Origin of the sequence: Streptomyces sp. PA03-3a (genome assembly GCF_033792735.1) — a bacterium.
Classification (GTDB): Bacteria; Actinomycetota; Actinomycetes; order Streptomycetales; family Streptomycetaceae; genus Actinacidiphila.
Genome location: NZ_JARAVM010000004.1, coordinates 62,365 through 83,768 on the forward strand (window position 1 = coordinate 62,365; position 21,404 = coordinate 83,768).

A 21,404-nucleotide genomic window follows, 5' to 3' on the forward strand; every position below is an offset into this window, starting at 1 on the left:
GTATCACCCTGTGGCTGAGCTCATCACCATCGACGACCCCGACGACCCGCGTCTGCGCGACTACACGTCCCTGACCGACGTGGAGCTGCGCAGACGCCGCGAGCCGGCCGAGGGGCTGTTCATCGCGGAGGGCGAGAAGGTCATCCGGCGCGCCCGGCAGGCCGGTTACCGCATGCGCTCCATGCTGCTGTCCGCCAAGTGGGTCGACGTCATGCGGGACGTCATCGACGAGGTCCCGGCGCCGGTCTACGCGGTCAGCCCGGAGCTCGCCGAGCAGGTGACCGGCTACCACGTGCACCGCGGCGCCCTCGCCTCCATGCAGCGCAGACAACTGCCCGACGCCGCCGACCTGCTGGGTGACGCGCGGCGGATCGTCGTCATGGAGTCGGTCAACGACCACACCAACATCGGTGCCATCTTCCGCAGTGCCGCCGCCCTCGGCATGGACGCCGTCCTGCTCTCCCCGGACTGCGCCGACCCGCTGTACCGCAGGTCGGTCAAGGTCTCGATGGGCGCCGTCTTCTCCGTGCCCTACGCCCGGCTGGAGAACTGGCCCCGGGATCTGGAGGCGGTGCGGGAGGCGGGCTTCACGTTGCTCGCGCTGACCCCGGACGAGAAGGCCACCGACATCGACGCGGCCGGCCCGCACCGACTGGAGCGCGTGGCGCTGATGCTCGGCGCCGAGGGCGACGGCCTGTCGACCCGTGCCCTGGTCGCCGCCGACGAGTGGGTGCGCATCCCCATGGCGCACGGGGTGGACTCCCTGAACGTGGGGGCGGCCGCCGCCGTCGCGTTCTACGCGGTGGCGACCGACCGCCCCCGGGACTGACTCAGCCCGCGGCCGGCAGTTCCACCAGCGCGGCGAGAGCCGCCCGGTGACGGCCGGGGGTGCCCAGGGCGATCTCGTCGGCCTTGGCGCGCTTCAGCCGCAGGTGGGCCGGGTGCTCCCAGGTCATGCCGATGCCGCCGTGCAGTTGGACGCACTCCTCGGCGGCCCGCACCGCCACCGGCGCGCAGAAGGCCTGCGCCACGGCGATCGCGACCGGGGCGTCCGCGCTGTCGCGCGCGAGCGTGTCGGCGGCGTTGCGTGCCGCGGCGCGGGCCTGGACGACCTCGAGCCACAGGTCCGCGAGCCGGTGCTTCAGGGACTGGAAGGAGCCCACGACCCGGCCGAACTGGTGACGCTCCTTCAGGTACGCCACCGTCTCGTCCAGGCACCGCTGGGCCAGGCCCAGTTGCTCCGAGGCCAGCAGCCCCGCCCCGGCCAGCAGGGCGCGTTCGACGGCCGCCGCGGCCGTCGCGGGGCCGGCGATCCGGCGGGCCGCCGCCCCGTCGAAGGTGACGTCGGCGATCGGGCGGGTCAGGTCGAGCGGCACCGGCACGGACAGGGCGACCCCGGGCGCGTCGTTGCGCACCTCGTAGAGGCCCGGCCCGTCGGGGCCGGTCGCGGGCACGATCAGCACGTCCGCGGCGGTCGCGTCGGCGACGCTGGTCACACGCCCGCCGAGAACGCCGCCCGCGTCGGCCCGCACCCCCGGGAACACCTCCGTGCCGGGCGCCGACGGCAGCGGCACGGCCAGGGCGGCCGTCTGCTCGCCCTCCGCGAGGCGCGCCACGACGGTGTCCGCCTCCGGGGTGCCGGCCGCCAGCAGCGCCGTGGTGGCCAGCACGGCGCTGCCCAGGAAGGGCACGGGAGCCACGAATGACCCCAGTTCCTCCAGCACCACTGCCGCCTCCCGCGCGGAGGCGCCCTGGCCGCCGAGCTTCTCCGGCACCAGCAGCCCGGCGACCCCGACCTCCCGTGCCAGGGTGCGCCACAGCGCGGAGTCGTACGGCTCGTCGCCCTCGCAGCGGGCCAGGACGTCCGAGGGGGCGCACCGGTCGGCGAGCAGGCCGCGCACCGCGGCGCGCAGGTCGTTCTCGACGTCGGAGTAGAGCAGGTCGGAGCTCATCGCGGCAGGTCCTTCCAGGGGACGTCCTTGTCCGTACGCGGCTCGGAGGGCAGGCCGAGGACACGCTCGGAGATGATGTTGCGGAGGATCTCGGAGGTACCGCCCTCGATCGAGTTGCCCTTGGCCCGCAGATAGCGGTAACCGGCGTCGCGGCCGTAGAAGTCGACGATCTGCGGGCGGGTCATCGTCCAGTCGCCGTAGCGCAGGCCTTCCTCGCCCAGCAGTTCCACCTCCAGGCCGCTGATGCGCTGGTTGAGCGAGGCGAAGGCCAGCTTCATGCCCGAGCCCTCGGGGCCCGGGGCGCCCACGACGAGCTGCTGCCGCAGCCGTTCGCCGGTGAGGCGGGTGACCTCGGCCTCCACCCACATCCGCAGCAGCCGGTCGTGCAGGTCCGGGGTGCGCAGCTCGGGCCGCTCCCGCCATGTCGCGGCCACGGTTCCGATCATCCCGCCCTCGCGGGGAAGCGCGGTGCCGCCGATGGCGACCCGCTCGTTCATCAGCGTCGTCTGCGCCACCCGCCAGCCGTCGCCGACCTCGCCGAGGCGGTGCGCGTCGGGGATGCGGACGTCCGTCAGGAAGACCTCGTTGAACTCGGCCTCGCCCGTGATCTGCCGCAGCGGCCGAACCTCGACGCCCGGGGCCGTCATGTCGCACACGAAGTACGTGATGCCCTGGTGCTTGGGGACGTCCGGGTCGGTGCGGGCGATGAGGATCGCCCAGCGCGCATTGTGGGCGTTGGACGTCCACACCTTCTGGCCGGTGACGATCCAGCCGTCGCCGTCGCGTACGGCCTTGGTGCGCAGGCCGGCCAGGTCCGAGCCGGCGCCGGGCTCGCTGAACAGCTGGCACCAGACCTCCTCGCCGGTCCACAGCGGGCGCAGGAAGCGGGCCTTCTGCTCCTCGGTGCCGTACCGGAGGACGGTGGGCGCGGCCATCCCGAGGCCGATGCCGATCCGGCGCGGCTCGTTGTCCGGAGCCCCGGCGGCGGTCAGTTCGGCGTCCACGACCCCCTGCAGGGCGCGGGGCGCGCCCAGACCGCCGAGGCCCTGCGGGTAGTGCACCCACGCCAGACCGGCGTCGAACCGGGCCCGCAGGAAGTCCAGGCGGTCCGTCGCCGCGGGATGGTGAGAGGCCAGCAGCGCGTGCACTCGCTCGCGCAGCTCCTCCGGTGTGACCGTCATGCGAATGCGTCCCTCCGCGTGTGCGTAGCCTAAGCAAGCGCTTAGAAACTAACTCACGGAGTGGCCTCCCGTCACCCCCTGGTGGGCCCGCATGTCGAAGGCGTCAGCCGGTGTGTGCTTCCATGACCCTGACGCCTCCCTGACGGCTGTGTGACGGCGGACACAGGAACTCTGCCGGGGCGGCGGAGGGTAATGAATGTGACGCAAAGAGAACCATCAGAACCGTCGCGTGGGCGCATCCGAGCAGGAGACCGCACCGCGTTCGCCGATCTGTACGAACGGAACGCGCGAGCGGTCTACAGTCACGCGCTGCGGTTGACCGGTAGCTGGCCGGAGGCCGAGGACGTCATGTCCGAGACGTTCCTCGCCGCCTGGCGCGCGCGGGAGACCGTGGATCCCGAGGGCGGCTCCCTCACCCCGTGGCTGCTGGGCATCGCCACGTACAAGGCTCACAACGCCAACCGGGGACTGCGGCGGAAGCTCGCCTTCCTGGCACGCAGCCCGGAGCCCCGCCCCGTCGAGGACTTCGCGGAGGAGACGGCCGGCCGGATCGACGACGCCCGCCGCCTGGCGGCCGTCTACGACACGCTGCGCCGGCTGCGCCGCCAGGACAGGGAGGTGATCGCCCTGTGCGTGGCGGCCGGGTTGGATTACCGGGAAGCCGCCGAGGCCCTGGACATCCCGGTCGGCACCGTGCGCTCGCGGCTCTCGCGCGCCCGGAACCGACTGGCCAGGCTGAGTGCCGCACCAGCGCCGGGCGCGAGGGTGGAACCGGACGGCGCCCGCGGAGGGATAGAGAGCGAGGCCGCGTTCGCGGCGCTCTTTCTGCAGGAGGAAACCCCATGAACGCCGATGATCCGCACGGCCCCGGCTCCCCCCGGAGCGCCGCGGAAGAACTGCTGGCGGCCTCGGCCGCCTGGGACCTCTCGCCGAACCGTCACCTCCACCACAAGGAAGTTCTGATGCAACAGATCGACCGGGACGGCATCTCCGACGCCCGGACGCCGATGGCACGGCTCAGCCGTCGGCTCCGTCCGGCGATGGTCCTGCCCGTGGCAGCCGTACTGACCGGCGTGCTGGTCGTCACCGCGTCCGGCGGTGACCACACCTCCGCCCCGCGCCGGACCTCCGTCGCCGGGCCGGCGAAGGACAACGGCGCGGCCGTCACCCTCGACCGGATCGCTGCCGCCGCCATGACACGGGACGTGACGCCGGTGGAGGACGGCCAGTTCGTGTACGTCGCGTTCCTGAGCCGCGAGAACAAGGGCGCCTTGAACAGCCCGGTCCGGCTCGGTGCGCCGGGCAGGCACGAGGTGTGGACCGCCCAGGGCTCCGGCCCCACCACCAGGACGGGCTGGATCCGCGACACGGGCAAGGACGCGGTCATGCCCGGCGAACTGGTCCCCATCGTCAGCACCTCGCCCGTGGGCGCGGGCCTGGACCACGTCACATACAAGTGGCTGGCCTCGCTGCCCACGGACCCCGAGGCCCTGCGCACCCTGCTCTACGCCCAGACCGAGCCCTGGGGCGACCTGTCGCAGGACGAGACCGTCTTCCGGAACATCGGTGAGCTGCTGCGCTCGACGATCATGCCGCCCGCCACCGCCTCCGCGCTGTACAAGGTCGTCGAGAAGATCCCCGGAGTCACCATGGTGCCCGACGCCGCCGATGCGGCAGGACGCCGCGGCATCGGCATCACGCGCGAGGACCCCGGGTCCGCCACCCGCGACGAATGGATCTTCGACAAGAAGACCTTCGCCTACCTCGGCTCGCGGTCCTACATGACCGCCGCCAAGGGCACCGGCGGAACCGATACGTTGTACGGCATCGACGCCGTCATGGCGAGCGGTGTCGTCGACAGCCCTGGCGAGGTCTCCGCCGACACCGCGGGCTGACCCGGCGCTACCGCACGGACTCCCCGCTCCCCGGAGCGGGGAGTCCGCGCGGTGCGTCGGGCGGGAGCCGGCGGTCGGTCCGCCCGGTCGGCCGGCGCTCCTGTGACGACTCGGCCGGTGACGATTCGGCCTGGGGCGCGCTCGCGTGACGCGGGCCGCCGGAAGCCTCACCCGCGGCCTCGCCCACCGCGCCCAGCGCCACATCGACGAGCACGTCGACCCGCTCGGCCCCCCCACTGTCCGTCCACGCGCCCACGGCCGCGTTGAGGCAGGACAGCACCGTCACGGCGAGGGCGCGCGCCCTCAACTCACGGTGCTCGCCCCCGCCGAGGCGCTCCGCCACGAGGGGAACGAGCAGGTCCTGCCACTCCCGTTGCTTCTTCGCCAGCGCCCCCTGCAGGGCGGGTGTCCCGGCCAGCATCACGGAGGTGGCGAGCAGCGTGCCGTCCGGGTCGCGGTCGAGCGCGGCCACGTGCTCGTCGAGGGATCGGCGCAGTGCCTCCCACACGGGTTCGTCGGCGGGGCGTGCCGCGAGGCGGTCGGCGATGCCCTGCCCGATCCCGGTGAGGTTGCCGACGACCATGTCCTCCTTGCTGGCGAAGTAGCGCGAGACGCTCCGCCCGGACATGCCGATCTCCGCCGCGATCTGCTCGATGGTCGTCTTCTCGAAGCCGTGCTCGATGAACAACTTCATCGCGCGGTCGGAGATCTGCGCCCTCACCGACTGGCGGGTCAGCTCGCGAAGGCCCGACCGCAGAGGATCCGTGCTGCTCATGGCCTCAGCGTAGCCAAGGCTGAAACCCCTGGCGCGCAGGGACGGATCTGTCGTCGTCCGTCACTCACAGCTGGGTCTGGCCGCCGTTGACCTCGTACACGGAACCGGTGACGAAGGACGCCTCGTCCGACAGCAGGAAGTTCACCACCGCGGCGACGTCCTCCACGCCGCCGGTGCGGTTCATCGCGGTCTTCGCGGCGATCGCGGCACGGACCTCCGGGGGGAGTGCCCGCGCCGACGGCGCGTCGATCGGGCCGGGTGCGACCGCGTTGACGCGGATGCCGCGCTGCGCGTACTCCACGGCCGCGGAGCGCGTGAGGCCGACGACGCCGTGCTTGGAGGCGGCGTACGCGGCCCGCCCGGCGTGTGCCATGACCCCCGCGGTGGACGCCATGTTGACGATGGCGCCGCCGCCGTGCGCCGCGAAGTGGGCCAGTTCGGCCTGCATGCACGCGAAGACACCGGTCAGGTTGACGTCGATCACGCGCAGCCAGTCCGCCGGGTCGATCTCGTGCGCGTCGACCAGTCGCGGGGTCACGCCCGCGTTGTTGAAGGCGATGTCGAGGCCGCCGAAGGTGGTGACGGTGAACTCCACGAGCCGCCGGGTGTCCTCGAAGGACACGACGTCGACCTCGTACGGCGCGGCCTCGCCTCCCGCGCGGTTGATCCCGTCGGCGACGCGTTCGGCGGCGGCCCCGTCGACGTCGGCCACGACGATCCTGGCGCCCTCGCGGGCGAGCCGCCTGGCCCCCGCCTCGCCGAGCCCGGACCCGGCGCCGGTCACGATGCCGGTCTTCCCCTTCACGGACATGGCCGTCACCTCGGCTCGACGAGGGTGAAGACGGCACCCGTCGGATCGAGGAGCACGGCGATGCTTCCACTGCCGATGTCGGTGGACGGCATGAGCAGGGTGCCTCCCGCCGAGGTCGCGCGCGCGGTCGCGGCGGAGACGTCGGTGACGGTGAAGTACGCGTCCCAGTAGGGCGGTATCTCCCGGGGCATCGCCGCGGGGCGCGGCAGCAGCAGCGAGACGGCCGTGCCGTCGAGCCGCCACTCGCGCCGGCCCAGCGGCCCGGCGGGGTCGCCGGGCGTCCAGCCGAACAGCGCGCCGTAGAAGGCGGCACTGGCGTCGACGTCGTCGGTGATGAGCTCGGCCAGGGCGAAGCCGCCGGGTCCGGCGGCCGCGGAGGGGGCCTGCCGGGCGTCCGGCTCCCGGACGGCGAAGTGCGCTCCGCTCGGGTCCGCGTACAGGTCCTCGCCGCCGCCCGCGTCGGTGCGGTAGGGGGCCCTGGCGAGGACGCTGCCGCCGGCGGCGACGACCGAGGCGGCGGCTTTGTCGGTGTCGTGCACAGTGAAGCAGGCCGTCCAGCCCGGCCTCGGCAGGTCGCCGACCGGCCCGAGACCCGCGACGGGGAGCCCGCGCAGCCGGGCCGTCAGGTGGCCGGGGCCGCGTGCGGGGTCCTCGGTGAAGTCCCAGCCGAACAGCGCGCCGTAGAACGCTGCCGCCGTCTGCGGGTCGGGCGATCCCAGTTGTGCCCAGTAGGGGGTGCCGGGTGCACCGGCCGTGGTCGTGTCCATTCGCTGCTCCTCGCTGCGCCGGTTCTGCCCCCCTGCCTGTCGACTATAGACACGCGTGTCAGCCAATGACAAAGGTGGCGACCGAGGTCACACTCGTGGGCATGGGTACGCGCCGCGCCGTGGTGAGGACGACGTCGGTGAAGGCGTGGGTGTTCGTGCCGGCCGGGCGCTTACGGCGTGTGGGATGCCGTCACGCCGGGCAGCAGGCCGAGGCCGCGGCTCGGGCCCTGGCAGCCCTGCGCGGCGGCGATGCCGAGCGCGACGAGGAGGGTCACGGTGACGAAGACGATGAGCCGCTGCCGCAGCAGCCTGCGGTCCGCGCCCGCGGGCCTGCGGCCGGCGGGCGTGCGGCCGGCCGGAGTGCGTCCGGCCGGGGTCCGGGCCGCGGTGCGCGGCGCGGCGGGCGTACGGGGGGAGGCGGGGGTGCGCGGCGCCGCGGGGGTGCCCGGCGCGGTCCGGCGCTCGGTGTGCTGCTCCGCGTACTCCTGCGCCCGCGTGCCCGTGGGCCGCTCGGGGCGCGGACCGGACGCCCTGGGCACGATGTCGCGCCGGCCCGGGGCAACCCCGAGTCCGCGGGCCTCGCGGGCGGCGATCTCGGCCAGTCGCTCGGAGAGTTGGACCGTGCTGGGCCGCTGCTCAGGGTCCTTGGCGAGGCACGCGTACACCAGCGGGGCCAGCGAGTCCGGCACACCGGCGAGGTCCGGCTCCTCGTGGACGACCCGGTAGAGCATGACCTCCGAACTGCCCTGCCCGAAGGGCGAGTCGCCCATCGCGGCGTACGCGAGCGTCGCGCCGAAGGCGAAGACGTCGGTGGCCGGCGTGACCGCCGCCCCGCGCACCTGCTCCGGCGCGAGGAAGCCGGGGGAGCCGACGGCGGTGCCCACGTGGGTGAGGGTGCTCGCGCCGGTGGACCAGGCGATGCCGAAGTCGATGATCCGCGGGCCCTTGGGCGACAGCAGGATGTTGGAGGGCTTCAGGTCGCGGTGGACGACCCCGGCCTCGTGGACGGCGACCAGCCCCTCCGCCAGGGCGGATCCGATGGACGCGGTCTCGGCCGCCGGGAGCATGCCGTCGCGGGCGACCTTGTCGTGCAGCGAGGGCCCCGGGACGTACTGCGTGGCGAACCACGGGCGGTCCGCGTCCAGGTCGGCGGCGACCAGCCGGGCCGTGCAGCCGCCGCGGATGCGTCTCGCCGCGGACACCTCGCGCGCGAAGCGCGAGCGGAACTCCTGGTCCTCGGCCAGCTCGGGGCGGATCACCTTCAGCGCGACCCGCTGGCCGCGCTTGTCGGCACCCAGGTAGACGACGCCCATGCCGCCGGCGCCCAGCCGCCGGTGCAGCCGGAACGAGCCGACGACACGCGGGTCCTCGCGCCGGAGCCGCATCATCGCCATGTCGTCCATCCCCGCTGCCTGCCTGGCCAGTCTGACGCCGACAGCTTACGGACTGACCGCCCGTCGTGCCGCGAGGCCGCGCCCGCGCCGGGCGGTGGATTGTCAGTGCCGGATGGGATCCTTGAAGAGTGGGGAAAATTCCTGCCGCTGACGGCCAGGAATTTCGTCATGCCGTCAACAGTCCATCGGACAAGGAAGATTGACGCCATGAAGGGTGATCGTGTGGAGATAGTCGTCGACGCCGGCGACACGACGAGGACGTATGAAGTGGTGGCCACCAGGGCGGGCCGCAGGGTCGAGACAGCGGTCCGCCGAGGGGTCGTGGAAGTGAGCGAAGTCACCCGGTCCGGCTCCGTGGTGCGCACCGCGCGCTTCATGGCGACCCGGGTTCTCGCCCTGGTCGAGCAGCCCATGCCGACCGGCGACGCGGAGGACGAGGAGCGCGCCTGAAGGGCCCCGAGGACGCCCGCCCGGGACATCCCCTCGGGGATGTCCCGGGGGTGCGGCCGGGTCCCTCCACCCAGGGGAGTACACAGCTGGACCCGGAGTCATCCTCGGGGAGGCCAGGGAAGCGGTACGACGGCATGACGACGGCCGCCGGCGCCGCGCCTAGTGTTGAGGTCAAGCGGCGGGCGGAGCACTCGTCCCCCGAGGTCAAACGCCCGCCGCTCCGACAACTGTGCATGATCACGGACCACGACCCGGGAGAGGGCCATGGCGAACACGGTGAGCCGTACGGTGCCGCCGGCGCGCGGCAGCAGGATCGCCGCGTTCGGCATACGCCCGTCGGGCACCCGGCATCCGCTGGTGGCGGTGGCGATGGTGCTGCCGCTCGCGGTGCTGCTCGCGGTGGCCTTCGGAGGCTGGGACGCGGTGGTCACACAGGCGTCGTCCGTAGCCGGTCTGATGGGGCGCTGACAGACGCCCCGCGGCCCCGGAAGAGCGGTCCGGGGTCCGCGAGGACCGGTGAACCAACCCCGTGGGGACGGGGGTCCGGCGGACGGCATGAATGCCCGGGTACCTGTGGCGGTACCCGGGCATCACACCCGGCATTGCCAGTACGCGGCGCGCTGCCGCACAGTGGGCCGGTGGAACGGGCTGTGGGGGAGAGAGTGACCAGCAGCGGAGCGGCGCTGACGCACGCCCTGGGGGCGGTCGCGGCAGCGGCCTCGCGGGTGCCCGGCCAGGCACGGCCCGCCGTGCTCGCCGAGCGGCCCGACGCCACCGTCGTCCGCGGCGGCCGCCTCGTCGCCAAGGCCCACGCCCCGGGCACCGATCCCGGCGAACTCGCCCTGCGGCTGCGCGTGGCCGCCCATCCGCTGCTGGACGGCGTCCTGCTGCCCCCGGCGCCGCTGCCCGACCACGGCGGCGCGCTGAGCACCGTGCTCCTGGGCCGCACCGTGAGCCTGTGGCCCCTCGGCGAGCCCGTCGACCGCGACGACCCTGACTCCGCGCCCTGGGCGGAGGCCGGCGCCCTCCTGGCCCGGCTGCACACCGTGCCGCCGGCCCGGCTGCCCGGCCCGCCGCCGCAGATGCGCGGCCCGGTCAGCGCGGCCCGCGCGGTCGCCAGGATGCTCGCCGCCGGCCCCGGCGACCCGGCGGTGCTCGCCGCCTGGCACGGCCTGCCGCCCTGGGCCCGCGGCGAGGCCCCGCAGCCGCGGCAGGTGCTCTGCCACGGAGACCTGCACATGGGCCAACTGGTGCGCCACCCCGCGCCGGACGGGCCGTGGTGCCTCATAGACGTGGACGACCTCGGGCTCGGCGAGCCCGCCTGGGACCTGGCCCGGCCGGCGATGTGGTTCGCCGCCGGGCTGCTCGACCCCGCCGACTGGGGCCGCTTCCTCGGCGCGTACCGCGCCGGCGGCGGCCCCGCCGTCCCCGCTGACGGCGACCCGTGGCCGCATCTCGACGCGGCGGCACGGGCGTTGGCGGTCCAGACCGCGGCGACAGCCGTCGCCAAGGCCGCGCAGGAGGGCCGCGCACTCGACGGGGCGGAACAGTCCGTCCTCGATACGTGCCGCCGAATCGCGGAAGTAAAGTGCAGTTCCACGCCGGGGGACGACCCCCGGCCGGCGCGAACGAGGAGATGAGCCGACGATGCTCTGTCCCAAGTGTCATGGCCCGATGCAGACGTTCACCCGCAGCGGCGTCCAGATCGAGCAGTGCGGCAACTGCCGGGGGATCTTCCTGGACTACGGGGAGCTCGAAGCGCTGACCCGCATGGAGTCGCAGTACGCCCAGCCCGCCCCGCCGCCGCCCGGTTACCCGCAGGCGTACCCGCAGCAGCAGCACGCCGCCCCGGCCTGGGGTGCCCCGCACGGCGGGCACCACGGGGGCCACCGCGGTCACCACAAGCAGCAGAGCTGGGCCCACATGCTCTTCTCGTCGTGACACGACCGAGGGCCGGAGCGAACGCTCCGGCCCTCGGGTGGTGGTGGACGATACTGGGATTGAACCAGTGACCTCTTCCGTGTCAGGGAAGCGCTCTCCCGCTGAGCTAATCGTCCTCGGTACTACCGGTGGTGCTGGTGTTGATGCAGCGTGCGCGATACTGGGATTGAACCAGTGACCTCTTCCGTGTCAGGGAAGCGCTCTCCCGCTGAGCTAATCGCGCTCGGGTCCCCGTGCCGAAGCGCGGGAAGGCCCTTACGGGCCCAGTGGACGATACTGGGATTGAACCAGTGACCTCTTCCGTGTCAGGGAAGCGCTCTCCCGCTGAGCTAATCGTCCGCAGAGGTGGAGACGGGATTTGAACCCGTGTAGACGGCTTTGCAGGCCGTTGCCTCGCCTCTCGGCCACTCCACCAGCGCGGGGGCGGTGACCCCCACTTCGAGCGGACGACGAGATTCGAACTCGCGACCCTCACCTTGGCAAGGTGATGCTCTACCAACTGAGCCACGTCCGCAGTGTCTCCCCCGGAGCTCGCACCCGGGCGGGACCTTCGCCGAGGCGCTTGCGCGTCCCGGCGACGAGTTGAACTCTAGCGGATTACGGCTCCGCCACCAAAACGCGTTTCCGCAGCGTGCCGGGTCGGTGACCAGCGCATCTCGCCCGTCGCCGCCGACCTAGACTCGCACTCGCCCTACCGGACCGACCTGGGAAGCCCCGTGCCCGACCTCGAGCCCCTCGCCAGATTCGGCGGCCTCGTCGCCTCCGACCTGCGGGATGTCACCACCGACCCCGCCGCGCTGGACTCCTCCGGCTTCTGGGCGGTGGTCGCCGGTTTCGAGGGCGGGACGGTCTGCGCGCGCTTCGGGACCGTACGGCCCGAACCCGCCAGGGCGGCCTCCCGCCGGCTCTGGAAGGGCCCCGCCCGCGGCGACTGGACGTCCTCGCTGGACCGCGCCGCGTACACCGCGGGAGTGCGCCGCGTCCGCGAGTACATCGCGGCGGGCGAGGTCTACCAGGCCAACCTCTGCCGGGTGCTCACCGCGCCGCTGTCCGACCCGGACGCCGACATCGACGCCCTCGCGGACGTCCTCGCCCGGGGCAACCCCGCCCCGCACGCCGGGACGGTCCGGCTGCCCGAGCACGGCATAGAGGTGGCCAGCGCCTCGCCCGAACTCTTCCTGCGGCGCCGCGGCGACATCGTCGAGTCCGGGCCGATCAAGGGCACCGGCCGCACCGAGGCCGACCTGCTGCCCAAGGACCACGCCGAGAACGTCATGATCGTCGACCTGGTCCGCAACGACCTCGGCCAGGTCTGCGCCACGGGCACGGTCACCGTCCCCGACCTCTGCGTCGTGGAGAAGCACCCCGGCCTGGTCCACCTCGTCTCCACCGTGCGCGGCGAACTGCGCGAGGGCGCCGGCTGGGCCGATCTGCTGGACGCCGCGTTCCCGCCGGGGTCCGTCACCGGCGCGCCCAAGTCCAGCGCCCTGCGCGTCATCGCCGAACTGGAGACCGCCCCCCGCGGCCCCTACTGCGGCGGCATCGGCTGGGTCGACGCCGACCGCGGCACCGGCGAGCTCGCCGTGGGCATCCGCACCTTCTGGATCGACCGCGCCGCCCCCGGCGGCCCCGTGCTGCGCTTCGGCACCGGCGCCGGGATCACCTGGGGCTCCGATCCCGAGCGGGAGTGGGACGAGACGGAACTGAAGGCCTCCCGGCTGCTGGCGGTAGCGTCGGGTACGTACGACTCGAACGAAGGCGAACGGAACCATGGGGCAGAGTGACACCGTGAGCACGACCACCGCGGGCGCGATCTGGGTCAACGGCGCGCTGCGCGAGACCGACGAGGCGTCCGTGTCCGTCATGGACCACGGGCTGACCGTCGGGGACGGCGTCTTCGAGACGCTCAAGGCCACCGGCGGCACCGCGTTCGCGATGGACCGCCACCTGCGCCGGCTGGCCCGCTCCGCGCGCGGCCTCGGCCTGCCCGAGCCCGACCGGGACGAGGTGCGCCACGCCTGCGAGGCCGTCCTCGCCGCCAACCCGCTTCCGCACGGCCGGCTGCGCGTCACCTACACCGGCGGCACCTCGCCGCTCGGCTCCGAGCGCGGCACCACCGGCCCCACCCTGGTCGTCGCCCTCGGCGCCGCGACCGTCCGCCCCGACACGACGGCCGTCGTCACCGTCCCCTGGACCCGCAACGAGAAGGGCGCCCTGGCGGGGCTGAAGACCACCTCGTACGGGGAGAACGTCGTGGCGCTGGCCCGCGCCCACCAGCACGGCGCCTCCGAGGCGCTGTTCGCCAATACGCAGGGGCGCCTGTGCGAGGGCACCGGCTCCAACGTCTTCGTCGTCCTCGGGGGCAAGCTGCTCACCCCGCCGCTCGCCTCGGGCTGCCTCGCCGGGATCACCCGCGAGCTCGTCATCGACTGGGCGGGCGCCGAGGAGGCCGATTTGCCGTTCGAGGCGCTCGGCGAGGCGGAGGAGATCTTCGTGACCTCCTCGCTCCGCGACGTCCAGGGCGTCCACCGGGTCGACGACCGCGAACTGGCCACCGGAGCCCGCCCCGGCCCGGTCACGGCCAAGGCCATGCGGCTCTTCGCGGAGCGGTCCGCGGAGCACCCGAACCCCTGAGCCGGGGCGTCCCCGGCGGCCGAACCCGTGACGTGACCGCGGCGACCCGGTAGAACTCCACACCATGACCACCACCCTGCGCCCGGCCGAGCCCGAGCAGCGACGGCACGGCGGAGTGCGCGCCCGCCGCTTCCACGTCTGCGTCAACGGGCGCCGGGTGGGGGAGACCACCCTGTCCACCGACGCCCGGTTCGGACCGGAGGCCGGGCGCATCGTCGCGCTGCGGATCGACCACGACCAGCAGCGCCGCGGCCGCGGCACGGTCGCGGCCCTCGCCGCGGAGGAGGTGCTGCGCGGATGGGGCTGCCGCCGTATCGAGGTCTCCGTGCGGGCACAGGACACGGCCGGGCTCCGGCTCGCCGGCGTGCTGGGCTACACCGTCCGCAACCGGAGCATGCTCAAGGCGCTGCCCGACGTACCGCCGGCGCTGCCGGAAGGCAGCGTCGTACGGCCCATGACCGAGGCGGAGTACCCGGGGTGGGCGGCCCGTAAGCGGGACGAGTACGTACGGTCCTGGACGCAGCGCGGCGTGCCCGAGGCGCAGGCCTTGGCCAAGGCGGAGGCGGACGACCGGGCCGCTCTCCCCGAGGGGCTCGCGACGCCGGGCACGCTGCTGCTGGTGCTGGAGGCCGGCGGTGCGGCGGGGGAGGCCGTGGGGGACCTGTGGGTCGGGCGCGGCGAGGAGGGCACGGGGGTCGTCTTCAACGTCCGGGTCGCCGAGGGGCACCGCGGGCGGGGTCATGGGCGCACGCTCATGCTCGCCGCGGAGCGGGAGTGCCTGGCGGCCGGGCTGGAGCGGCTGGGGCTGAACGTCTTCGCCGGGAACGAGGCGGCAGAGGGGCTCTACGCCTCGCTGGGGTACGAGGTGACGGAAGTGCATCTGGCGAAGCCGCTTGTGTGAGTGCCCGGCGGTCGCGATCGCGGTTCGTCGCCGTGTGCGCGGGCTGTGCGCGCCCGAGGCGGGTGGTCTCCCCGCTCTCCCTCCCCAGCCTTCGGCCGGGAGGGAGAGCGCCGGCGGGGCAGCGGCCCGTACCGGGGCGCGGGTGGCGGTCAGCGGCCCAGGGCCGCGTCCGCGAGGGACTCGATGCGGGCGCGGAGGCCCTCCTGGGACGTGCCGCCGTCGAGGCGCTCGCCGGAGATGACGTAGGTGGGGGTGCCGGTGACGCCGATGGCCTTGCCCTCGGCGTGGTCGGCGTCGACGACGAGCAGGTGCCGCCCGTCGACGAGCGCCGTGTCGACCTCCTCCGCGTCGAGCCCGAGGTCGGCCGCGATCTCGACCAGCAGCGCCTCGCCGCGCTCGCCCAGTTCCTCGGTGCGGGCGAGGACCGCCTCCGCGTACTCCCAGCCGCGCCCCTGGGCGAAGGCCTCCTCCGCTGCCTGGGCGGCGGCGTAGGAGTGCTTGTGCTTCTCCAGGGGGAAGTGCCGCAGCTGCACCTCCAGGGTGTCGCCGTAGCGCTCGCGCAGGGCGTGCAGGTCGGTCAGGGCGGCGGCGCAGTCGGGACACTGGAGTTCGCACCAGTACTCGAGGACGACGGTGCGGGGAGTCGCTTCGTTCATGGGGCCAGTCTCCCACCGGGGGAGGAGCCGCCCCGGAGATCACCCTGAGGTTGCCGCCGGGCCGTGGCCCGGGGGCGGCGGGCGGGTGCACGATGGAGCGAGCAGAACACTTCGGAGGAGCTCCGCATGCTGACCTCGACCGTGTGTGTCGCGCTGTCCGCGGCGGGCCTGGCGATCGCCCTGCTCACCGCCTACCGGCGCAGGTTCCGCAGAGCGACGATGATCGCGGCGGCGGCACTGCTGCCCGTCGGCCTGTACATGACGGGCCTGGTCTCGCTGGCCGGGACGGTCGTCCGGGCCGTCGCCGACTGGGCCGCCGGCCTGGTGTTCAAGCCGTCGGTGTGGGCGGGCTTCGCCGTGCTCGCCCTGGCGGTCGTGCTGTACGTCCTCGCGCGGGTCGCCGGCCGCCGCAAGGCGGTCCCTGAGGCGAAGCCGGGCCGGGCGGTCGCTCCGGGCGCGGGGGCGCCGGCCCTGACGCAAGGGAAGAAACCGGTCCCTAAGGCGGCGAAGACCGATCCCGATCTGGCCGAATTCGGTGAGATCGAGGAGATCCTCAAGCGCAGGGGGATCTGAGCGGCGTGTTGGTGCCCGGGGTTGGCGGGGTTAGGTCATCATCGCCGTGGCGGACTTCAACTACCGCCCCCTGAGCGCGATTTGGCATGCCCGGGGGCGTACGGTTGTGCGGGTTCGCGTCCCCTCCGAGCACACCGTAAGGCCATGCAAGCCGAAGCAGACGACGACGAGCCACGCGGTTGCCTCTTCGCGCTCTCCCAGCCGCCGCTGATGCTGTTCCTGACCGTGATCGGCGGTCTGCTCGCCCTGGGCGGTCTCTACGACCTCTGGCCGTTCTGAGCCGGCACGGCGACGGCCTCGCGGCGGCGCGCCCGGTACGCGGCGACGTGGAGGCGGTTGCCGCAGGTGCGGCTGTCGCAGTAGCGGCGTGAGCGGTTCCGTGACAGGTCCACGAAGGCGCGCCGGCAGTCCGGGGCGTCGCAGCGGCGCAGCCGCTCCCGCTCCCCGGCGACGAGGAGGAACGCCAGGGCCATGCCGCAGTCGGCCGCAAGGTGGTCGGCGAGGGAGGCGCCCGGGGCGAAGTAGTGGACGTGCCAGTCGTAGCCGTCGTGGTCGGTCAGCCGGGGTGTGGTGCCGGCCTCGGCGACGAGGGAGTTGATCAGCGTCGCGGCCTCGGGCGTGTCGGGCGCCGAGAAGACCTGGGTGAAGAGCTGCCGGACGGCGCGCACGGCGACGAGGTCGTCCTCGTCGAGCGAACCGATGTCGCTGACCTCGTTGCGCTCCACGAAGGCGCGCAGCGCCGCGAGATCGGCCAGACCCTCGCGGCCGTCACTCTCCGGTGTGGTGTTGATGAGATCCACCACGCAGTCGAGTGCGCACCTGGTGTCATGGTTGATCAGCACGGAATCGCTCTCTCCCTGGCCTGGTGGGTCGGGCGTTCCGGTGACTTTAGCGCGAGAGCCGTCGTCGTGGAGCGCGCTGCTCCCCGACGACGGCTCCGGCAGGTCGGGTCCGCGCCGTACCCCCGAGATGCGTACGGCGACGGACGGTCGGTGGACTCAGCTCTCGGCGAGGATGTGCGAGAGCTCGGTGTCCAGGTCGAAATGACGGTGTTCGGTGCCGGGGGGCACCGCGGCGTCGGTCCGCTTGAGGAACGACTCCAGGGCCCGCGCAGGGGCCTCGAGCAGCGCCTCCCCCTCCGGAGAGCTGAGGGCGATGCACACGACGCCCTGACCGTGACTGCGGGACGGCCAGACCCGGACGTCGCCGGTGCCGGTGGGCCGGTGCAGACCTTCGGCGAGCAGGTCGCGGGCGAAGACCCATTCGACTGTCTCCTCGGCACCGGTGTGGAAGGTGGCGTGCACGGCGTAGGGATCGGCCGTGTCGTACCGCAAGCCCGCGGGTACGGGCAGTGACGATTCGCTCGACACAACGAGGCGCAGGTGCAGCTCGCAGCTGACCGTGGTGTTCATAAGCGCCAGGGCCTTTCGCTCAGTGTGCGCTCGGGGATTCGCACGTCGGCGAAATCGACATGCCACCTGCGGGGACGTTGTAAACCCCTCTGACGGGTTTGTGAGGGTTCCGGTACCTCGTCCGGCCGAGTTCTTTTCCTCCCCGGCGAGCCATTCCGGTGACGAAGCGGCTTCGGGTAAGTTTGGCTGTATGACTGCGGAGAGTGACGAGCGGGAGGTGGCTGTGGCCATGGATCCCGCGACCCCCGGCGACGGGGGCGGCGAGGACGGGGAGCCCGAGGGCTCCGAGCGACCGCTGGGGTCGAGGGCACCGGGTTTCATCCGGCGCTCCCGCGCGCTGCACGTGAGCTGGCAGGTCGGTGTCTTCCTGGTGGGTCTGGCGATCGTCGGGACGGGCGTGGTCCTGCTCCCGCTGCCGGGGCCCGGCTGGGTGGTGATCTTCGCCGGCATGGCGGTCTGGGCGACCGAGTTCGTCTGGGCCCAGCTGGTGCTGCGCTGGACGAAGCGCAAAGTGACCGAGGCGGCACAGAAGGCACTCGACCCGAAGGTGCGGCGGCGGAACGTGACGCTGACCGTCATCGGGCTGGCGATCATCGGCGCGCTGCTGGGTTACTACGTGTGGCGGTTCGGCTTCGTGATGCCGTGGAAGGCCGACCTGCACTCGTGACGCCGCGGAAGGGCCCACCGCCCTCGGGGGTGCGCCGTCCACGATGGTCGGGGCACCCGCTGACATGCGGTAATGTTGTGTCCGCACCGGGGCGATTAGCTCAGCGGGAGAGCACTTCGTTCACACCGAAGGGGTCACTGGTTCGATCCCAGTATCGCCCACCCGGACCGAGGGCCCGGAAGCCGACAGCGGCTTCCGGGCCCTCGTCGTATGTCCGATGGCCGCGGTGGTCCCGGTACCTCGGGTGGCAGCGGGGAAGCGCTTTCCATCATTCTCCGTCGTCAGCATCGACGTGAGCGTTCGGCGGAGTGTGCGCGGGTCACGGGCCCCGCGGGCGGACGGGGCCGCGGTCGCCGCGCTGGCGCCGCAGGCGGGCTGCGGCGGTGGCGGCCATCCGGACGACGGCGGGACCGCAACGCCCCCGACGTCTTCCAGAACTCCGTCGCCTTCCCGCGCGCGTCAAGGCCGGCCATGTCAGCATGGACGACTTCCGGGCCGGCCTGAACGGGGCCGGTGAGGTCGACGGCAGACTGCTCGGGGTTCCCGTCGGCGGCAACACCTTCGCCCTCGTCCACGACCCCGAGGCCTTCGAGCGCGTCGGCGTCACCCCCGCGGCCGACTGGACATGGGACGAGTTCGGCACCGCCGTCCACAGGATCAGGGCCGCCGAGGGCGACCAGTACGGCGCCAGCGACAACGGCGGGGTCATGTGCCTGTACGACCGGCCAGGAAGAGCGAGCAGATCAAGCCCAAGTCCTCGGTCGGCGGCGACCTTTCCGCCGTCGAGTTCGCCCGGGTCAACTTCATCGTCCGCTACGCCGCCGAGAGGCCTGCTGACCGCGGTGCCGTTCCGCACCCAGCGCGGCTGAGCCAACTACGAGGAGGGGACGGCCGCCCGATGACCCCCGCCGCACGGCGCGCGCCCTCGCCTGGCACGCGGGCGCCCTGGCCCTGCTCGCGGTCATCCTCGACCCGGTGGTGTGGCTGGTCGGGGCCTCGTCCAAGTCGGGCGACGAGATCGTCGGCAGCCTCGAACCGCTGCCCGGCCGACCCGCGGCATCGCCGACATCCCCGTCTCCACCTTTCTTCACCAACTTTCCCGTCCCGGCCGTCGGTTCGGTGGCGGGCGTGCTCATCTCCTGCTCGCCGGCGGCCTACGCTTTCGCCCGGATCCGCTTCGCCGGGCGCAACCTGCTCTTCGCGGTGATGATCTCGACGCTGGTGCTGCCCTTCCAGTGCGCATCATCCCGCGGTACGTGCTCTTCCAGAAACTCGATCTGATGAACACTTATGTTCCGTTGCGGCTCGGGAAATATCTCGCCGCGGACGCGTTCTTCGTCTTTCCCATGGCGCAATTCATGCGCAATCTCCCCCGGGAATAGGACGAGGCCGCGCGCATCGACGGCTGCGGGCATCCGCGCATCCTCTGGAGCACCGTGCTCCCTTTGAGCCGGCACGCACTCATCACCAGCGCCATCTTCACGTTCATATGGTCCTGGAACGATTTCCGTGGGCCCCTGCTGCACATGAACGAGCCCGACAGGTACACCGTCCCGCTCGGGCTGAAGATGTTCATCGACCAGGACAGCGTGGCCGACTACGGCGGCATGGTCGCCATGTCGCTGGTCGCCCCGCTGCCCGTCCTCATCCTCTTCTTTCTCGCCTTCCAGCGGCACCTCGGGGCTGAAGGGATGACGCCCCTGGCCGCGGCCGAGGGTGCACGTCGCCGCTCCGCGGCCCGGTTCGCGCTGTTCGCCGAGTGCCTGCTGACCGGGGTGTGGCGGGTGGTGGCGGCGCTGCCGCTCGTCACCGCGCTGCCGGCGTTCGCCGCCGCCTGCGGACCCTGCGTCGGCATCTGCACGGGGAGCGGTCCACCTGGCACGACTTCGCGGCGGCCGGGGGCCGGACGCTGGTGTGGTGGGGCGGCCTCGCGCTGCTCGGGCTCGACCTGGCCGTCTCGTCCGCTCCGGGGTCAGCGTGCTTGCCGCGGTCGCCCTCGTGGTGACGGGGCTTCGCACTGCCGTTCTCTGGCGGTCCGGGGAGGGCGGCCGGGGTGGCCGCGCAGCGGCGTGAGGGTGGGTTGTGGTTGCGGTCCGTTGTTGGGTGCTGATTGTTCGCGCCTGCGGCGGGCATCTCCGCCCTCCCCCAGCCTTCGGCCGGGGGTGCCCCCACCTCCCCCGCCCCCTCCGTATCGTTCGGCGACCGACGCCCGGAGGGGAGTGACGGGGGGAGCGCCCTTCCGTCGCGCGAAGCGGCACCGGTATACCGGCGAGGTGATCGAACTTCGCCCCGGTCGGCACTCACCCACCTTCAAGGCCGCCCTTCTCGACTGGGTGGGAACGCTCATCGTCCCCAAGTGGGGGCCGGACCAGGCCGGTCCCAAGGGTGGGGCGTGGATCGAGGGGGCCTTGCGGCGCCTTGGCCGGGACGCCTCGCTGTTCGAGGTGAGCCGGATCAGCGGGGCTCTCAACGCGGCGATCGGGCAGCCGGACGTGGTGCAGGCGATGAGGGGTGCGGACGCGTCCGTGGAGTCGTACCGTGCGGGGTTCGCCCGGTGGGTCTCGGCCGCCGGCATCGACGAGGCGCTGAGGGACGCCCTGTACGACGAACTGGCCCAGCCGGATGTCGATCTCTTCGCGGTGGACGTGGAGCGGACACTCGCGACGCTGAAGGTCGCCGGGGTACGGGTGGCCGTTGTCAGTGACGTCCACTTCGACATCCGCCCCTGGTTCGTGAAGGCGGGCCTCGACGGTTACGTCGACCGGTTCGTGCTCTCCTTCGAGCACGGTGTCGGCAAGCCCGACCCCGCCATCTTCCGCCTGGCGCTGGACGGGCTCAAGGTGGGCCCGGGCGAGGCGCTGATGGTGGGCGACCGTTCCGCCTATGACGGTGCGGCGGTCGAGGCGGGCATCGCGACACTGCTGCTCCCGCCACTCGCCCAGGCCACCGTGGAACGACTGCACCTCGTGCTCGCCTCCTGCGGACTGCGTGACCACGTGCGCCCCTGAGACTGCCTCTCGTCGTTGCCGGGTGACAGAGGGGGCCGGAGAGGGCGGACGCTGGCACGTGCGGCCACTCCGGACCGCCTCCTCACCCCCCACGGGCGGCGGGGGAGTCGGGGGCACCCCCGGCCGAAGGCTGGGGGAGGGTGGGCGTTCTGGACGCTGACGTGTATGTGTTGTCCGGCGGACGGCACAACACGTACCGCCCGCCCATGCACATAAATATGCGGTACAGAATGCCCAGCCCCGGAGGCCCGCCCCCGGCCCACCACGAACCGCGCGAGGCCCGCACCAACCGGGCCGGATGGGGGCACCCACGCACCCCCGGCCGAAGGCTGGGGGGAGGGCGGGAGGGCGGGTGATGCCCGCCGCAGGCGCAGACAACCCGCACAC

At 72.9% G+C, this 21,404-nt stretch carries 24 protein-coding genes, 6 tRNA genes and 1 pseudogene; 17 read left to right on the forward strand and 14 right to left on the reverse strand.

The window, feature by feature from the left end; translation table 11 throughout:
- Positions 1 to 10 precede the first annotated feature (10 nt).
- Complete coding sequence (locus PV342_RS05810) at positions 11 to 829, forward strand: TrmH family RNA methyltransferase (protein WP_500316037.1); 819 nt, start codon at positions 11 to 13, stop codon at positions 827 to 829.
- A 1-nt stretch (position 830) separates the two neighbouring features.
- Here PV342_RS05810 and PV342_RS05815 read toward each other — a convergent pair whose 3' ends face one another.
- A complete protein-coding gene (locus PV342_RS05815) occupies positions 831 to 1,952 on the reverse strand; it encodes an acyl-CoA dehydrogenase family protein (protein WP_400800615.1) in 1,122 nt (373 codons plus the stop codon).
- The gene (locus tag PV342_RS05820) at positions 1,949 to 3,133 is read right to left on the reverse strand and encodes an acyl-CoA dehydrogenase family protein (RefSeq protein ID WP_400800612.1); all 1,185 of its coding nucleotides are present in this window, start codon (positions 3,131 to 3,133) and stop codon (positions 1,949 to 1,951) included. The genes PV342_RS05815 and PV342_RS05820 overlap by 4 nt, the downstream gene beginning before the upstream one ends.
- Before the next feature lie 192 nt (positions 3,134 to 3,325).
- On the opposite strand from PV342_RS05820, the gene PV342_RS05825 reads away from it, so the two are divergent.
- Positions 3,326 to 3,979 carry an RNA polymerase sigma factor gene (locus PV342_RS05825; RefSeq protein WP_329188897.1) on the forward strand — a complete coding sequence of 218 codons (654 nt, stop codon included), beginning with the start codon at positions 3,326 to 3,328 and terminating at the stop codon, positions 3,977 to 3,979.
- A complete protein-coding gene (locus tag PV342_RS05830) occupies positions 3,976 to 5,028 on the forward strand; it encodes a CU044_5270 family protein (RefSeq protein ID WP_400800606.1) in 1,053 nt (350 codons plus the stop codon). Before PV342_RS05825 ends, PV342_RS05830 begins: the two co-directional genes overlap by 4 nt.
- A 7-nt stretch (positions 5,029 to 5,035) precedes the next feature.
- Here PV342_RS05830 and PV342_RS05835 read toward each other — a convergent pair whose 3' ends face one another.
- From PV342_RS05835 to PV342_RS05850, 4 genes are all read right to left on the reverse strand, one after another.
- Entirely contained in the window at positions 5,036 to 5,803 is a 768-nt protein-coding gene (locus PV342_RS05835; protein WP_500316040.1) for a TetR/AcrR family transcriptional regulator, read from the reverse strand.
- Between the two features lie 64 nt (positions 5,804 to 5,867).
- Complete coding sequence (locus PV342_RS05840) at positions 5,868 to 6,614, reverse strand: SDR family NAD(P)-dependent oxidoreductase (protein ID WP_392613465.1); 747 nt, start codon at positions 6,612 to 6,614, stop codon at positions 5,868 to 5,870.
- A 5-nt stretch (positions 6,615 to 6,619) separates the two neighbouring features.
- Positions 6,620 to 7,381, reverse strand: coding sequence for a VOC family protein (locus PV342_RS05845; protein WP_400800601.1), 762 nt, complete (start codon positions 7,379 to 7,381; stop codon positions 6,620 to 6,622).
- A 170-nt stretch (positions 7,382 to 7,551) separates the two neighbouring features.
- The gene (locus PV342_RS05850; RefSeq protein WP_500316191.1) at positions 7,552 to 8,775 is read right to left on the reverse strand and encodes a serine/threonine-protein kinase; all 1,224 of its coding nucleotides are present in this window, start codon (positions 8,773 to 8,775) and stop codon (positions 7,552 to 7,554) included.
- 207 nt (positions 8,776 to 8,982) lie between these two features.
- Between PV342_RS05850 and PV342_RS05855 the strand changes: the two genes are divergently transcribed.
- The 4 genes from PV342_RS05855 (at position 8,983) to PV342_RS05870 (ending at position 11,166) form a co-directional block, all read left to right on the forward strand.
- A complete protein-coding gene (locus PV342_RS05855; protein WP_037733380.1) occupies positions 8,983 to 9,225 on the forward strand; it encodes a DUF8836 family protein in 243 nt (80 codons plus the stop codon).
- Positions 9,226 to 9,489: 264 nt separating this feature from the next.
- A complete protein-coding gene (locus PV342_RS05860; protein WP_500316042.1) occupies positions 9,490 to 9,693 on the forward strand; it encodes a hypothetical protein in 204 nt (67 codons plus the stop codon).
- A 194-nt stretch (positions 9,694 to 9,887) separates the two neighbouring features.
- A complete protein-coding gene (locus tag PV342_RS05865; RefSeq protein ID WP_386990336.1) occupies positions 9,888 to 10,865 on the forward strand; it encodes a phosphotransferase enzyme family protein in 978 nt (325 codons plus the stop codon).
- Positions 10,866 to 10,872: 7 nt separating this feature from the next.
- Positions 10,873 to 11,166, forward strand: a complete 294-nt coding sequence (locus PV342_RS05870) for a TFIIB-type zinc ribbon-containing protein (RefSeq protein WP_078620275.1) — start codon at positions 10,873 to 10,875, stop codon at positions 11,164 to 11,166.
- A 41-nt stretch (positions 11,167 to 11,207) separates the two neighbouring features.
- Here the strand turns inward: PV342_RS05870 and PV342_RS05875 are convergent.
- The 5 genes from PV342_RS05875 to PV342_RS05895 form a co-directional block, all read right to left on the reverse strand.
- A tRNA-Val gene (locus tag PV342_RS05875) sits at positions 11,208 to 11,282 on the reverse strand.
- A 35-nt stretch (positions 11,283 to 11,317) separates the two neighbouring features.
- Positions 11,318 to 11,389, reverse strand: a tRNA-Val gene (locus PV342_RS05880).
- A 44-nt stretch (positions 11,390 to 11,433) separates the two neighbouring features.
- A tRNA-Val gene (locus PV342_RS05885) sits at positions 11,434 to 11,505 on the reverse strand.
- Between the two features lie 4 nt (positions 11,506 to 11,509).
- Positions 11,510 to 11,580, reverse strand: a tRNA-Cys gene (locus PV342_RS05890).
- A gap of 27 nt (positions 11,581 to 11,607) precedes the next feature.
- Positions 11,608 to 11,680 (reverse strand) — tRNA-Gly (locus tag PV342_RS05895).
- Positions 11,681 to 11,882: 202 nt separating this feature from the next.
- On the opposite strand from PV342_RS05895, the gene PV342_RS05900 reads away from it, so the two are divergent.
- The 3 genes from PV342_RS05900 (at position 11,883) to PV342_RS05910 (ending at position 14,701) form a co-directional block, all read left to right on the forward strand.
- Entirely contained in the window at positions 11,883 to 12,950 is a 1,068-nt protein-coding gene (locus tag PV342_RS05900) for a chorismate-binding protein (RefSeq protein WP_500316044.1), read from the forward strand.
- On the forward strand, positions 12,937 to 13,800 hold the full coding sequence (locus PV342_RS05905) for an aminotransferase class IV (protein WP_400800585.1): 864 nt from the start codon (positions 12,937 to 12,939) through the stop codon (positions 13,798 to 13,800). The genes PV342_RS05900 and PV342_RS05905 overlap by 14 nt, the downstream gene beginning before the upstream one ends.
- Positions 13,801 to 13,864: 64 nt before the next feature.
- Positions 13,865 to 14,701: a GNAT family N-acetyltransferase gene (locus PV342_RS05910; protein WP_500316046.1), complete on the forward strand. Its 837-nt coding sequence runs from the start codon at positions 13,865 to 13,867 to the stop codon at positions 14,699 to 14,701.
- A 149-nt stretch (positions 14,702 to 14,850) separates the two neighbouring features.
- On the opposite strand, the gene PV342_RS05915 is transcribed toward PV342_RS05910, so the two are convergent.
- A complete protein-coding gene (locus PV342_RS05915; RefSeq protein ID WP_329188909.1) occupies positions 14,851 to 15,357 on the reverse strand; it encodes a DsbA family protein in 507 nt (168 codons plus the stop codon).
- Positions 15,358 to 15,483: 126 nt separating this feature from the next.
- Between PV342_RS05915 and PV342_RS05920 the strand changes: the two genes are divergently transcribed.
- Together PV342_RS05920 and PV342_RS05925 are read left to right on the forward strand one after the other, a co-directional pair.
- Positions 15,484 to 15,930 carry a hypothetical protein gene (locus PV342_RS05920; protein WP_361013440.1) on the forward strand — a complete coding sequence of 149 codons (447 nt, stop codon included), beginning with the start codon at positions 15,484 to 15,486 and terminating at the stop codon, positions 15,928 to 15,930.
- Between the two features lie 144 nt (positions 15,931 to 16,074).
- Entirely contained in the window at positions 16,075 to 16,209 is a 135-nt protein-coding gene (locus PV342_RS05925; RefSeq protein ID WP_018564240.1) for a hypothetical protein, read from the forward strand.
- Here PV342_RS05925 and PV342_RS05930 read toward each other — a convergent pair.
- Together PV342_RS05930 and PV342_RS05935 are read right to left on the reverse strand one after the other, a co-directional pair.
- A complete protein-coding gene (locus PV342_RS05930; RefSeq protein WP_400800577.1) occupies positions 16,188 to 16,772 on the reverse strand; it encodes a CGNR zinc finger domain-containing protein in 585 nt (194 codons plus the stop codon). The two genes, PV342_RS05925 and PV342_RS05930, sit on opposite strands and share 22 nt — an antisense overlap.
- Positions 16,773 to 16,928: 156 nt before the next feature.
- Positions 16,929 to 17,342: an SsgA family sporulation/cell division regulator gene (locus PV342_RS05935; protein WP_003959770.1), complete on the reverse strand. Its 414-nt coding sequence runs from the start codon at positions 17,340 to 17,342 to the stop codon at positions 16,929 to 16,931.
- Positions 17,343 to 17,532: 190 nt separating this feature from the next.
- On the opposite strand from PV342_RS05935, the gene PV342_RS05940 reads away from it, so the two are divergent.
- The 5 genes and pseudogenes from PV342_RS05940 to PV342_RS05960 all read left to right on the forward strand — a co-directional run bounded on the left by PV342_RS05940 (position 17,533) and on the right by PV342_RS05960 (position 21,017).
- On the forward strand, positions 17,533 to 18,009 hold the full coding sequence (locus PV342_RS05940) for a TIGR02611 family protein (protein WP_500316049.1): 477 nt from the start codon (positions 17,533 to 17,535) through the stop codon (positions 18,007 to 18,009).
- Positions 18,010 to 18,098: 89 nt separating this feature from the next.
- Positions 18,099 to 18,170, forward strand: a tRNA-Val gene (locus PV342_RS05945).
- A 318-nt stretch (positions 18,171 to 18,488) separates the two neighbouring features.
- Positions 18,489 to 18,878 carry a hypothetical protein gene (locus PV342_RS05950; RefSeq protein ID WP_500316050.1) on the forward strand — a complete coding sequence of 130 codons (390 nt, stop codon included), beginning with the start codon at positions 18,489 to 18,491 and terminating at the stop codon, positions 18,876 to 18,878.
- Between the two features lie 37 nt (positions 18,879 to 18,915).
- Positions 18,916 to 19,688, forward strand: a pseudogene (locus PV342_RS05955) (carbohydrate ABC transporter permease); the annotation flags it as partial.
- Positions 19,689 to 20,282: 594 nt separating this feature from the next.
- The gene (locus PV342_RS05960) at positions 20,283 to 21,017 is read left to right on the forward strand and encodes an HAD family hydrolase (RefSeq protein ID WP_500316193.1); all 735 of its coding nucleotides are present in this window, start codon (positions 20,283 to 20,285) and stop codon (positions 21,015 to 21,017) included.
- Positions 21,018 to 21,404 lie beyond the last annotated feature (387 nt).

Bases quoted from the DNA above. Each gene is read 5' to 3' on its own strand.
- PV342_RS05870 (WP_078620275.1), top strand. From the start codon at position 10,873: ATGCTCTGTCCCAAGTGTCATGGCCCGATGCAGACGTTCACCCGCAGC.
- PV342_RS05815 (WP_400800615.1), bottom strand. From the start codon at position 1,952: ATGAGCTCCGACCTGCTCTACTCCGACGTCGAGAACGACCTGCGCGCC.
- PV342_RS05855 (WP_037733380.1), top strand. From the start codon at position 8,983: ATGAAGGGTGATCGTGTGGAGATAGTCGTCGACGCCGGCGACACGACG.
- PV342_RS05905 (WP_400800585.1), top strand. From the start codon at position 12,937: ATGGGGCAGAGTGACACCGTGAGCACGACCACCGCGGGCGCGATCTGG.
- PV342_RS05840 (WP_392613465.1), bottom strand. From the start codon at position 6,614: ATGTCCGTGAAGGGGAAGACCGGCATCGTGACCGGCGCCGGGTCCGGG.
- PV342_RS05860 (WP_500316042.1), top strand. From the start codon at position 9,490: ATGGCGAACACGGTGAGCCGTACGGTGCCGCCGGCGCGCGGCAGCAGG.
- PV342_RS05920 (WP_361013440.1), top strand. From the start codon at position 15,484: ATGCTGACCTCGACCGTGTGTGTCGCGCTGTCCGCGGCGGGCCTGGCG.
- PV342_RS05850 (WP_500316191.1), bottom strand. From the start codon at position 8,775: ATGGCGATGATGCGGCTCCGGCGCGAGGACCCGCGTGTCGTCGGCTCG.
- PV342_RS05940 (WP_500316049.1), top strand. From the start codon at position 17,533: ATGACTGCGGAGAGTGACGAGCGGGAGGTGGCTGTGGCCATGGATCCC.
- PV342_RS05845 (WP_400800601.1), bottom strand. From the start codon at position 7,381: ATGGACACGACCACGGCCGGTGCACCCGGCACCCCCTACTGGGCACAA.
- PV342_RS05935 (WP_003959770.1), bottom strand. From the start codon at position 17,342: ATGAACACCACGGTCAGCTGCGAGCTGCACCTGCGCCTCGTTGTGTCG.
- PV342_RS05925 (WP_018564240.1), top strand. From the start codon at position 16,075: ATGCAAGCCGAAGCAGACGACGACGAGCCACGCGGTTGCCTCTTCGCG.
- PV342_RS05830 (WP_400800606.1), top strand. From the start codon at position 3,976: ATGAACGCCGATGATCCGCACGGCCCCGGCTCCCCCCGGAGCGCCGCG.
- PV342_RS05910 (WP_500316046.1), top strand. From the start codon at position 13,865: ATGACCACCACCCTGCGCCCGGCCGAGCCCGAGCAGCGACGGCACGGC.
- PV342_RS05915 (WP_329188909.1), bottom strand. From the start codon at position 15,357: ATGAACGAAGCGACTCCCCGCACCGTCGTCCTCGAGTACTGGTGCGAA.
- PV342_RS05820 (WP_400800612.1), bottom strand. From the start codon at position 3,133: ATGACGGTCACACCGGAGGAGCTGCGCGAGCGAGTGCACGCGCTGCTG.
- PV342_RS05835 (WP_500316040.1), bottom strand. From the start codon at position 5,803: ATGAGCAGCACGGATCCTCTGCGGTCGGGCCTTCGCGAGCTGACCCGC.
- PV342_RS05825 (WP_329188897.1), top strand. From the start codon at position 3,326: ATGAATGTGACGCAAAGAGAACCATCAGAACCGTCGCGTGGGCGCATC.
- PV342_RS05950 (WP_500316050.1), top strand. From the start codon at position 18,489: ATGGACGACTTCCGGGCCGGCCTGAACGGGGCCGGTGAGGTCGACGGC.